This window comes from Lysinibacillus sp. FSL M8-0134, from assembly GCF_038069745.1.
Classification (GTDB): domain Bacteria; phylum Bacillota; class Bacilli; order Bacillales_A; family Planococcaceae; genus Lysinibacillus; species Lysinibacillus irui.
On sequence record NZ_JBBPAJ010000001.1, the window covers coordinates 3,267,676 to 3,280,144 of the forward strand.

11 protein-coding genes are annotated in these 12,469 nt (G+C 39.0%); 4 read left to right on the forward strand and 7 right to left on the reverse strand.

The annotated features are described in order from the left end of the window. Nucleotides 1-12 precede the first annotated feature (12 nt). The gene (locus MKY49_RS16620; protein ID WP_274794103.1) at nt 13-894 is read left to right on the forward strand and encodes an NAD-dependent epimerase/dehydratase family protein; all 882 of its coding nucleotides are present in this window, start codon (nt 13-15) and stop codon (nt 892-894) included. 47 nt (nt 895-941) lie between these two features. Here MKY49_RS16620 and MKY49_RS16625 read toward each other — a convergent pair whose 3' ends face one another. The 5 genes from MKY49_RS16625 to acsA form a co-directional block, all read right to left on the reverse strand. Then, complete coding sequence (locus MKY49_RS16625; RefSeq protein WP_274794104.1) at nt 942-2,072, reverse strand: acetylornithine transaminase; 1,131 nt, start codon at nt 2,070-2,072, stop codon at nt 942-944. Nucleotides 2,073-2,145: 73 nt separating this feature from the next. Next, on the reverse strand, nt 2,146-2,931 hold the full coding sequence (argB, locus tag MKY49_RS16630) for an acetylglutamate kinase (protein ID WP_274794105.1): 786 nt from the start codon (nt 2,929-2,931) through the stop codon (nt 2,146-2,148). Then, nucleotides 2,894-4,126, reverse strand: coding sequence for a bifunctional glutamate N-acetyltransferase/amino-acid acetyltransferase ArgJ (gene argJ, locus MKY49_RS16635; protein WP_322606028.1), 1,233 nt, complete (start codon nt 4,124-4,126; stop codon nt 2,894-2,896). Before argJ ends, argB begins: the two co-directional genes overlap by 38 nt. A 39-nt stretch (nt 4,127-4,165) precedes the next feature. Next, nucleotides 4,166-5,200, reverse strand: a complete 1,035-nt coding sequence (gene argC, locus MKY49_RS16640) for an N-acetyl-gamma-glutamyl-phosphate reductase (RefSeq protein WP_322606027.1) — start codon at nt 5,198-5,200, stop codon at nt 4,166-4,168. Between the two features lie 238 nt (nt 5,201-5,438). Further along, entirely contained in the window at nt 5,439-7,166 is a 1,728-nt protein-coding gene (acsA, locus tag MKY49_RS16645) for an acetate--CoA ligase (RefSeq protein WP_445928407.1), read from the reverse strand. Nucleotides 7,167-7,489: 323 nt separating this feature from the next. On the opposite strand from acsA, the gene MKY49_RS16650 reads away from it, so the two are divergent. Genes MKY49_RS16650 through MKY49_RS16660 form a run of 3 tightly spaced genes read left to right on the forward strand, consistent with a single transcriptional unit; the run spans nt 7,490 to nt 9,954 of the window. Continuing rightward, the gene (locus MKY49_RS16650) at nt 7,490-8,122 is read left to right on the forward strand and encodes a GNAT family N-acetyltransferase (protein ID WP_274794108.1); all 633 of its coding nucleotides are present in this window, start codon (nt 7,490-7,492) and stop codon (nt 8,120-8,122) included. 24 nt (nt 8,123-8,146) lie between these two features. Then, on the forward strand, nt 8,147-8,794 hold the full coding sequence (locus MKY49_RS16655; RefSeq protein WP_274794109.1) for an acetoin utilization AcuB family protein: 648 nt from the start codon (nt 8,147-8,149) through the stop codon (nt 8,792-8,794). Then, nucleotides 8,794-9,954, forward strand: coding sequence for an acetoin utilization protein AcuC (locus MKY49_RS16660; protein ID WP_274794110.1), 1,161 nt, complete (start codon nt 8,794-8,796; stop codon nt 9,952-9,954). Before MKY49_RS16655 ends, MKY49_RS16660 begins: the two co-directional genes overlap by 1 nt. Nucleotides 9,955-10,091: 137 nt before the next feature. Here the strand turns inward: MKY49_RS16660 and ccpA are convergent, their stop codons facing one another. After that, entirely contained in the window at nt 10,092-11,096 is a 1,005-nt protein-coding gene (ccpA, locus tag MKY49_RS16665) for a catabolite control protein A (RefSeq protein ID WP_274794111.1), read from the reverse strand. Nucleotides 11,097-11,269: 173 nt separating this feature from the next. Beyond that, entirely contained in the window at nt 11,270-12,355 is a 1,086-nt protein-coding gene (locus tag MKY49_RS16670) for a bifunctional 3-deoxy-7-phosphoheptulonate synthase/chorismate mutase (protein WP_274794112.1), read from the reverse strand. Between the last annotated feature and the right edge of the window lie 114 nt (nt 12,356-12,469).

Here is a 12,469-nt window from a genome sequence, read left to right on the forward strand (position 1 = left end):
GGGTGGAAGAAAATGAATATATTAGTTTTAGGCGGGACACGCTTTTTTGGTAAAAAGCTAGTGGATCTTTGTATTGAAAATGGTCATGATGTAACGATTTTAACACGCGGTCAAAGTGGTAATCCCTTTGGTCCCAATGTTAAGCAGTTAGTAGCAAATCGAAATGATCAGGAAGCTTTAGCACAAGTCTTATCTGATAAAAAGTGGGATATTGTCTATGATAATATTTGCTATTCTCCTAATGAAGCACAAGTAATTTGCGATTTATTGAAGGGAAAAACCCAAAAGCTCGTCTTTACATCTACTCTTTCAACCTATGAAATAGATGGCAAGATGAAGAAGGAAGAAGACTTCGATCCATATCATTATCAAATTCGCATGGGACACAAAGAGGAATTTTCTTATGGGGAAGGAAAACGACAAGCAGAGGCTGTTCTATTTAAAGAGGCTTCGTTCCCTGTTGTTGCCGTCCGCTTTCCAATTGTTATGGGTGAACATGATTATACGCGCCGTCTACATTTTCATATCGAACGTATTTTACAGAATCAACCGATCACATTACCGAACATTGATGCTAAGATGAGTTATATTACTGATGAGGAAGCCGCTGCATTTTTATATTTTGCTGGCGTTACCCCTATTGAAGGTCCATACAATGCGACAGCATCTGGTACTATATCGCTCAAAGATTTAATAACGCTTATTGAAGAAGTGAGTGGTAAACATGCAAAAATATCGCTTGTTGGCGGTGATGAAACATCAAGATCACCATATGGGGTACCCGCCGATTGGTACATGTCGAATGCAAAAGCAGAGACAGCAGGATTTACATTTAGCCAGCTTGAAGATTGGCTACCAAAACTGGTGATAACATTAGTAAAACAGCTCCAATAAACAATACAAAGAATCTGCTGTCATCTAGCAGATTCTTTGTCATTAGATTAATGTAAAATGGTCTTTAAAATAGCAACTGCTTTGTCAATCTCTTCCTTCGATACAGTTAATGGTGGTAGGAGACGAATGACATTCGGTCCCGCTCCGACTAACAAAAGCCCCTTCTCCTCTGCTGCTGCAATATAGGACGCTACCTCTATGTCACCACAACCAATTCCTAATAGTAGGCCCTGTCCTTGAATTGTATAGCTAGAAGGTAAATGAGCTTTTAGTTGTGCCACAAAATAGGCTGATGCTTCCTGTACCTGCTGAAGAAATACTGGCTCGAAAACATGATCTAAAACAGCCTGTGCTACATTCATTGCAAGAGGGTTTCCACCAAATGTTGTACCATGTGTTCCAGGACTAAATGTAGCATGAAGCTCGGTAGTCCCTAACATGGCACCTACAGGGAAACCGCCTCCTAACCCTTTTGCCAATGTCATAATATGTGGCTTTAATATAGTTTGTTCATAGGCATAGCGAGTCCCTGTTCGCCCAATACCAGTTTGTACTTCATCAACAATTAGAAGTATTCCTTTGTCAGCGCAGGCTTTTGCAATAGCTGCAGCGAATTCTGCTGATACACAATTGACACCGCCTTCTCCTTGAATCATCTCTAGCATAATAGCAGCCACCGAATCATCAATGGCAGCTTCAAGTGCAGCCACATCATTGAATGGCAAAATCGTAAATTTTTCTACAAGTGGTCCAAAGCCATTATGTATTTTGCCTTGACCTGTTGCAGACATTGCTCCAAAGGTACGACCATGGAAGGATTTTTCGAACGTAACAATATGATGTTTTCCTGTATGTTTCCGTGCTAATTTGATGGCCGCTTCATTTGCCTCTGCCCCACTATTACAGAAAAAAGCATGAGCGAAGTGGGTATTGGCGATTAATTTTTGCGCTACCTTCTCCTGTCCAGGTATTTCAAAAAGGTTCGATATATGCCATAGCTTTTCACTTTGCTCTTGTAATGCCTGCACAATGGCCGGATGGGCATGACCAAGACTTGCTACAGCAATGCCACTTGTAAAATCTAAATATTGTTTGCCTGCAGAATCTTCAACAACGGTCCCCTGTCCTTTGACAATTTGTGCACGACGTTTACCGTAGTTCCCGAATAAAGCACTCATGTTATCATCTCCACTATCATTTGAAATAGTCTTCTTTTAACAACTATACTTCTGGTAATATTTTATTAGAACACTAGGAAGATTGAATTTTAATTGAAGCGACAATCGTTGTACCGATTAATGCTTCATCCACTATTTGTACAGATGGTATACCAGCGTGTAAACAGTCGATAGCTCCTTGTACTTTTGGAATCATCCCACCATATATATGGCCTTGTTCTATCCATTGGTCGATGAGAGAAGGTGTAGCGATTGTTTGATATTCATGATGAATACGAATACCACTCACATCCGTTACTAATAATAAACTATCTGCTCCTACTGCTAACGCTATGTCACTTGCTACTGTATCACCATTAATATTAAGAGCCTGGCCTGAATCAGTAGCTCCTACACAAGCAATAACAGGCACAATTCCTATATCCAGAAAAGTTTCAAGTAAGGCTGCATTAACCGTTTTGATTGCTCCAACATAGCCATAAACATCTTGATCTAAAAAATCAGCGACCATTATCTGACCATCAAAGCCGTTTAATCCAACAGCTGCGATACCTGCATTTGTTAATTCATGAACTAAGGCTGGATTTACCTGACCTATTAGAGTTGATTGTACAACCTTCATTGCAGCCTCATTTGTGACGCGTATTCCATTTAATGAATGCGATGATATGCCTTGAGCAGTAAGTTCTCGGTTAATGGCTGGACCACCACCATGGGTAATAATAAGCTCTACTCCGCTTTCTCGAAGTTTTTTAAAGTTGTCAAAGAAAGCTTCATTTAACCCCTCCAGCGTACTGCCTCCAAGCTTGATCACCATACGTTTACGAGCGGTACGATGCATTGATTTGGACGTAGTCATACGTTAAGTCACATCCCCAAGCATGCCCCTTGCCGTCACCAACCCCAAGGGACACATAGATTTTTACTTCATGCATTTTTAATATTTGAATTAGCTCGTCTTCAGAAAAAGGAATAGGCTCTCCATTTTCAACCATTGTTGCACCACCGATTTGAATAGTAATTTTATCTGGGTCAACCGTTGCCCCACTATAACCAACCGCAGCAATAATACGTCCCCAGTTAGCATCACAGCCAAAGACAGCAGTTTTCACAAGTGGTGAACCGACAACAGTTTTAGCAATTTTACGTGCCTCCTCATCTGAAATGGCCCCAACAACTTCCACTTCAATAAGCTTCGTAGCTCCCTCTCCATCTTTTGCAATCATTTTTGCCAAATCTTCAGCTACTGTTTTCAATGTGTAATAGAAGTTTTGCCAATCTGGATGCTCTGGTGATAGAGGATTATTTTCTGCTAAGCCATTAGCTAATACAACCACTGTGTCGTTGGTTGATGTATCCCCATCAACTGTAATGGCGTTAAATGTTAAATTAGTAATAGTTGATAAAGCTGCTTGTAATACTTCAGATTCAATATTGGCATCTGTTGTAATAAAACCTAGCATTGTTGCCATATTTGGTTCAATCATACCTGAACCCTTTGCAACACCAGCAATAATGACCTCCTTACCATCTACAATGGTGCTATAGCACGTATTTTTCATAACAGTATCTGTCGTCAAAATAGCCTGAGCAAAGTCAATGGCACTTTCTAAATTGTCCTTTGGCTCTAATTGTTGGATGCCGTTAGCTACAGGCTCCAGTTTCAGCATTTCACCAATAACACCTGTAGAGCAAACTCCTACCAAGTTCGATGAAATCCCTAATTTTTCTGCAGCTAGCGCTTGCATCGTTTGAGCATCCTTTATACCTTGTTTTCCAGTACAAGCATTTGCGTTACCAGAATTAACAATCATCGCTTGCATTTTCTTCGTTGTATAAACAACTTCCTTTGTCACTTTTAATGGTGCTGCTTGAACAGCATTTGTGGTAAAAACACCTGCTACACTTGCTGGTACTTCACTTACTAACAGCGCTAAATCCTTTTTCTTATGCTTCAAACCACAGTGTAGTCCCGCCGCTTTAAAGCCTTTTGGTGAAACAATATTTTTACTGGATAATTTTTTCATTACAGTCGTTGAAGTAGTAACTGTCATCCTTCATTCCTCCTTAGAAATTAAGATTCTTCCTTGCTATTAAATAAAGAACGGTACGACATCTAATCCTGTCGTTTGCGGTAAATCAAATTGTACATTCATATTTTGGATTGCTTGCCCTGCTGCTCCTTTGACAAGATTATCGATGACACTGACGATGGTTGCCCGATTTGTACGAGCATCTACATTTACTAAAATATCGCAATAGTTCGATCCCTTTACGCGATTTGTTCCTAAACTATTAGCATCCGTCACAATTCGTACAAATGGATGTTTTTCATAGGCTGTCTTTAAACAAGCAATTAGCTGGGCCTCCGTAATACCAGGCATAACAGAAGCATAGGATGTTGCCAAAATTCCTCGTGTCATTGGAATTAAATGTGTATTAAAAGTAATGGTCGTATCGACATGAGCAAACATGGAAAGTGCCTGTTCTATTTCGGGTATATGCTGATGTGTATTAACTTTGTAAATAGAAAGGTTCTCATTCGCCTCACTGAAATGGGTCGTTTGTGACGGCTTATTACCGGCTCCTGAAATTCCACTCTTAGCATCAATGACTAAAAAGCTTGGATCAATTAATCGCTCTTTGATGAGTGGCAATAAAGATAGTAATACGGCTGTAGGGTAACAACCCGGATTAGCAATAAGTGTTGCTTGCCGTATACGTTCTGTATTCCATTCGGTTAAACCATATACACTTTGCTGAACACTATTAGCTGGCGCAGCCTTTTTGCCATACCATGCTTCATAACTTGCTAAATCTTTTAATCTGAAATCGCCAGACAAATCTATTAATTTTGGTCCTTTGCCAACCAAAGGCGGTAAAAGCTCACTTGTCACGCCTGAGGGTGTACTAGTAAAGACAACATCAAATTTTTCTAACGCGTCATAAGCTATTTTTTTTAACGGTGTATCGACTATCGTAACAAGATGACCAAATTTTGAAGAAAAAAGAACTCCCTCTTCCGAAGAAGTAAATAATTCAATTCGATCAACAGCTGGATGATTATGTAAAAACCGAATAAGCTCTAACCCACCATATCCAGTTGCTCCCACAATACCTACTTTCAATGCACTCACCTCTGAAATAAGTTAAAAATAGTATACGATTGCATAAATATTAAGTCAACTGAATTTTTATTTATTTAGATGTTTTTTTCTTCTTAGGATATTTCAATTTTCTAAAGCTTTTGTAGCATTGTCAATTCATAAAAAAGAAGGCAAGAATCCTTTCGTCCATTAAATGAATTCTTGCCTTCCTTTTATGCAAATACTGTATAAATATCAATTATTGTCTTAGGACACCTCATTAGTCTTCCATTGTCGATAAGTCACCAGTTGGCAAATTTAACTCCCACGCTTTTAACACACGACGCATAATTTTCCCACTACGTGTTTTAGGCAATTTATCCTTAAATTCGATTTCTCGTGGGGCTGCATGAGCCGACAAACCTTTCTTCACAAATTCACGAATATCTTCAATCATTGCAGTAGAAGGCTCTACTCCTTCTCGCAAGGATACAAAGGCCTTAATGATTTCTCCACGTACTGGATCAGGTTTCCCGATCACACCTGCTTCGATGATATCTGGATGCTCAAGTAGTTTGCTTTCTACTTCAAATGGCCCAACACGCTCTCCAGCAGTCATGATAACATCATCCACTCGACCTTGGAACCAGAAGTAACCATCATCATCCATAAATGCAGAATCTCCAGATACATACCATTCTCCTTTTAAGAAATAAGATTCATAGCGTTCTGGATTACCCCAAATTTGGCGCATCATGGCTGGCCATCCCCGTCGAATAGCTAGATTTCCCATTGTAAAAGGTGGTACTTCATTGCCAGCGTCATCGACAATCGTTGCATGAATACCAGGAAGAGGTTTTCCCATTGAACCTGGCTTAATATCCATCGAAGGATAGTTGCAAATCATATGAGCTCCTGTCTCTGTCATCCACCATGTGTCATGTATACGATGTCCTAATTCCTCCATTCCCCAACGAATAACTTCGGGATTCAATGGTTCCCCAACTGATAATACATGGCGTAAAGAAGTAAGATCATACATTTCAAGCAAGCCACTACCTGCACCCATCAGCATACGAAATGCAGTTGGTGCACTATACCATACTGTTACACTATAATCCTCAATGGCTTGATACCATGCCTGTGGAGAAAATCTTCCACCTACAATTAGCATCGTGACACCGTTTAACCAAGGACCAAAAATACCATAGGCTGTCCCTGTCACCCATCCAGGATCAGCTGTACACCAATAAATATCATCTTCACGTAAATCTAGTACCCATTGTGTTGATTGAAATTGTTGAATCATAGCATTATGGACATGCAATACACCCTTTGGTGCGCCAGTTGAGCCAGAGGTATAGTGAAGAATCATCCCATCTTCTCTGTCAACCCATACGATATCAAAAATGGCCGAAGCTTCTTTTAAATGTTTATTAAAGTCAAGAATTTGAGCTGATTCCTCTATTTCCTCACCGACTAAAAAGACATGCTCCAATTTAGGTAATTTGTCTAAAGGTACACGTTCAAGTAATGCTGGTGTAGTGACTAATACTTTCGCCTCACTATCTGCTAGCCGATCATATACAGCACCTTCCATAAAAGCTTCAAACAAAGGGCCTACAATAACACCCATTTTCAGCGCACCTAATATTGAAAAGTAAAGCTCAGGTGAACGTGGCATAAAAATAAATAAGCGATCACCTTTTTGCAAATTAGTAGCTGTTTTAAAAACATTTGCTGCCTTGTTTGTTAACCTTTTCATTTCATTAAAAGAATATGCTTCTTTTCGTTTACCATTATTAAAATAAAGCGCTACCTTATTTTTACGATGTGTTTCTGTATGGCGATCTATAGCCTCATACGCCATATTTACTAATCCTGTTTCGAACCAGTTAAATGCTTTTTCGGTGTTAGCCCAGTTGTGTGATTTTGCCACTTCCTCATAATTCATTAAATAATGCTGACCAGGTAAAGCCCTTAACTTCTCCTTCATTTTCATCCCCATGAAAACTACCCCTTTCTTTGCTTTTGCTTTTGACTATATTTCCAACAATCCCCCTGTTGAAATATAAAAAATTATGACAAAAGCAAAATGAATATGCAGCTATTGTTATATAACAGATTAACGTCATAATAATGATAAAATCCCTAATCACACTACTTTTATCTGTTAAATAACAGAAGCAATATAATTCTATTTTACACGAATTTCAATAGATTGTCTTAATATTTTCACTTTTCCAAAAATACAGGTATATTTTGCAAAAATAAGCGTTTTTCCGCAAGAAATCAGCTATAATGGAATTATTAAACTCAGGTGGTGTAATTATGGAACATAAAAAAACTTTTTTTTCTGTCACAAAGGAAACAAAGCATGGTACGGTGTATGTGGAAGGACCTGTACCTCCAGAAAAATTAGCTACATATTCATTCCATGAAGGCTTGGTTGCCTTCAGACCTCCAAAACAGCAGCAACAAGCCATTATAGAGATTGCAGGACTTCCAGAGGGCCGAATTATTATTATTCGAAACGAAGATATTATCGTAGGCTATGTTACCTATCTTTATCCTGATCCACTTGAACGATGGGCAGAAGATCGAATTGAAGACATGATTGAATTAGGCGCCATTGAAGTCATTCCAGACTATCGGGGTACTGGTGCAGGGAAGGCTTTGCTAGCCGTTTCATTTATGGGAGATGAAATGGAAGACTATCTTGTGATTACTACCGAGTATTATTGGCATTGGGACTTAAAAGGAACTGGTTTAAATGTTTGGGACTACCGCAAAATGATGGAGAAAATGATGAGCTCTGTCGGCTTCGAATATTTTGCCACGGATGATCCCGAAATTACATCACATCCAGCCAATTGCCTTATGGCACGTGAAGGGAAACGAGTGCCTCCTGAGACAATGGAAAGATTTGATAGGCTTCGTTTTAAAAATCGTTTCATGTATTAAAACCAACACAAAGGGGATGCGTATATGATCGTAGAAGAGATTATGAATGATGAGCCTTACACATTAGCTCCTACCAATACTGTACAAGAAGCATTAAAGCTAATGCGTGAAAAAAAAGTTCGTCATTTACCAGTTGTAGATGAGGAACGTCACGTATTAGGTGTGATTACGGAACGAGATATTAAAGAAGTCTTGCCATCATCTTTACAGGATGAGCCTAACTCTCCTGTTTTTAAGGCAAAAGTAGAGGACATTATGGTGAAGGACCCACTTATTGGTCATCCACTAGATTTTGTCGAAGAGGTTGCCCTTACATTTTATGAATCCAAAATAGGTTGTTTACCTATTGTTACTGGGGGAAAATTAGTAGGGATTGTGACGACAACCGATTTACTCTATACATATATAGAGCTAACTGGTGCTACGGAGCCCGGCTCAAAAATTGAGATTCGGGTATCCGATACACCAGGGGTTTTATTTGAAATTACAAAGATATTTCATCGACACCATGCCAATGTCCAAAGCGTCTTAGTTTATCCTGACTCTGAAAATACACAAAATAAAATTTTAAGTGTCCGAGTAAAAACACTGAATCCTTTAGCTATGATTGAAGAACTTCGTAAAGAAGGCTTTGATGTACTTTGGCCTAATTTACCAGGTGTTTCATTATAATGAAAAAGGCTGTATTCGTTTACTCGCCAGAACAACTCGGATATAAATTTTCAGATACCCACCCTTTTAATCATAAACGTTTGACGCTAACAATGGATTTATTAAAAAATATACATGCTCTCGATGATCTAGATATTGTACCTGCTCGTGTTGCAACAGATGAAGAGTTATTGCTAGCACATGATCCAAAATATATAGACATTGTAAAAAAAGCAGGACATGGTGAATTATCGGAAGCTCAATGTGAAAGCTATGGTATCGGCACGGAAGATACACCCATTTTTGAAAATATGCATGAAGCCAGTGCGCAGCTCGTTGGTGGAACGTTAACAGCAGTTGATTATGTAATGGAAGGGAAAGCTGGCCATGCCCTCAACCTTGGTGGAGGTTTACATCATGGCTTTCGTGGTCGAGCTTCCGGATTTTGTATTTACAACGATAGCACGGTAGCAATTCGCTATTTGCAGGAAAAGTATAATGCACGTGTACTTTATGTAGACACAGATGCTCATCATGGAGATGGTGTTCAATGGAGTTTTTATGAGGATCCCAATGTTTGTACTTTGTCTATTCACGAAACGGGTCGATACCTTTTCCCTGGAACAGGAAACATCACCGAGCGTGGCAATGGTCAGGGTTACGGGACCTCGTTTAATTTTCCCATGGATGCTTTTACAGAGGATGAAAGTTTCTTAGATATATATGAACAATCGATGCGAGAGATCTTTGAATTTTTTAAGCCTGATGTTGTCTTAACCCAAAATGGTGCTGATGCCCATTACTTTGATCCCTTAACCCATTTACATGGAACGATGAATATTTATCGTGAAATCCCAAAGCTTGCTCATCAATTAGCACATGAATATTGTGATGGAAAATGGATTGCTGTTGGTGGCGGTGGCTATGATATTTGGAGAGTAGTACCTCGAGCTTGGTCGATGCTATGGTTGGAAATGACTGACCAAAAATGTCCAACGGGGCCGCTCCCACAAGCATGGCTTGATCGCTGGCAGCCTGAAGCACCCGTACCTTTTATTCCAACGTGGGAGGACCCAATTCCTTTATATGAGCCCATCCCTCGAAAAGCTGAAATAGAAGAAAAGAATGCTCAAATGTTAGCCAAGGCGCTACATATTATTCGAAATGAAAAACGAGATTAACATTATTGCCTCACGATAAGCGTGAGGCTTTTTTATCTTAGTTCATTAGTTTTGTTTAATGCGTAGTTTCGACATTTTCATTGTTCTTTCTATCATAAAAAAACACGCAAACCTTGTAGGATTTACGTGTTCTCATTCTATTTGCTTTTGACAGATTGACGATGCTCAATACGATGCGGTAAAATGACTGCCTCATCCTCGACAGTCTCCTTGCTCATCAATTTAGTAAGCAAACGCATGGCAACAGCTCCAATATCGTAAAGTGGCAGCGCGACACTTGTTAACTGTGGACGAACCATTCGAGCTAGTTTCGAGTTCTCAAAACTAATCACTTCTATATCTTCTGGAACAATTTTACCAGCATCTTGCGCGCCATGAATTAAGCCGATTGCTAGCTCATCACTGCCTGCAAAATAAGCAGTTGGCGGATGTTCGAGTCCAGATAGGATGTCCCAAGCTTCTAAGCCCATGTCATAACTAGACTCTTCTGCGGCAATTAATGCCTCATCTATTGGTAAGCCAGCATCCTCTAATGCTTTCTTATAAGCTGCTAGCTTGAATTTTCCGTTAATTGTATAAGAGAGTGGTCCTGTCACGAAACCAATACGTGTATGTCCATTTTGAATAAGTAGAGAAATCGCTTCATATGCAGCTTGGAAGTAGTCAATATTCACCGTTGCGATTGTTTGTGATTCATCCACTGACCCTGCTAAAACAATTGGTACTGGAGAATGATCCATCGTTTGTTGCATTTTCTCTGTGACCTCATCACTCATCATCACAATACCATCTACCTGTTTCCCAAGCATAGTATCCAGAAGCTGTAGCTCTTTATCTTCATGTTGATCCGAGTTGGCTAAAATAATATTATATCGATACATCGTGGCAATATCCTCTACACCACGAGCCAGCTCGGCGTAAACATTGTTTGCAATATCTGGGATAATCACGCCAACTGTTGTTGTTTTCTTACTTGCTAGTCCTCGTGCTACTGCATTCGGACGGTATTCTAATCGTTCAATTACTTCTAATACTTTTTTTCGTGTTGCCGGTTTTACGTTTTGATTGCCATTGACTACACGAGAGACCGTTGCCATAGAAACATTTGCTTCTCTTGCAACATCATAAATTGTAACAGTCATCGTACGTGCCTCCCTTTTTCCTATTATAGCCTTATCATACGATAATTTTCATATTATTTTCAAGAAGAACTACGTAAAAACCAAGTACTAATAGTCCTATTCTAGACATTAATTTGTCACGATATAACAAACACCGCCTGCTAAAATAAGCAAGCGGTGTTCACCGTTAACAATTAAGCATGGATTTCATGATTTTTCATGAATTTTTGAAGTGTTTCATAGAATGCGTCAAATGTTGGAATGTCCATTTGTTGCTGTGAATCAGACAATGCAACAGATGGATCTGGATGCACTTCTGCCATAACACCATCAGCGCCAATCGCGATAGCTGCTTTTGCACATGGTAATAATAAATCACGACGACCTGTTGAGTGTGTAACATCTACGAATACTGGTAAATGCGTTTCTTGTTTTAAGATTGGCACGGCTGAAATATCTAGTGTATTACGCGTTGCTTTTTCATAAGTACGAATACCACGTTCACAAAGAATAATGTTTTCATTTCCTTTTGACATGATGTACTCCGCTGCATGTATAAATTCATCAATTGTGGCAGCTAAGCCTCGTTTTAATAGGACAGGCTTATTTGTCGCCCCTGCTGCTTTTAATAATTCAAAGTTTTGCATATTACGTGCACCGATTTGGATAACATCGATATAATCTAGTGCTTCCTCTAAATGACCTGGTGTTACTATTTCTGTAATAACACCTAAACCAAATTCCTCAGATACACGTTTTAAAATTTTAAGTCCTTCTAATCCAAGTCCTTGGAAGTCATATGGAGAAGTACGTGGTTTATAAGCACCACCACGAATTAACTTTTCTCCTTTTGCTTTAATAGAAGCTGCAACAGCTGCTACTTGCTCATATGACTCAACTGCACAAGGACCAAATACGAAAGATGGTTTCCCTTGTCCAATTAATTCACCATTGATATTAATAACTGTATCTTCTGATTTCTTTTTACGAGATACAAGTAGCTCTTTCTTCTTATCAGCTTCTAATTGTTTTAAAGCTGTTTTAAAGATTTGCTTAAATATATAGTCAACCGTCATTTGGTTTAACGGACCTTGATTGTGTTCTTTAATAAGATCAAGCATGTGTCTTTCACGTAATGGATCATAGCGATTCACACCTTGCTTTTCTTTAATTTTACCGATTTCATCAACTACAGCTGCACGTTCGTTAATTAGACGAAGAATTTCTAAGTTTAATCCGTCAATTTGACTTCGTAAGCTTTCTAAATCTTTTTGGCTCATGCTTTCTTGCTCCTCTCCTCATGACAGACACTTCCAGAACTCTGAAATGTATGTTACATTTTTAGATAATAGCATTATTATAATCAATGTTGTTCAGAATGTCACGCATTTTTA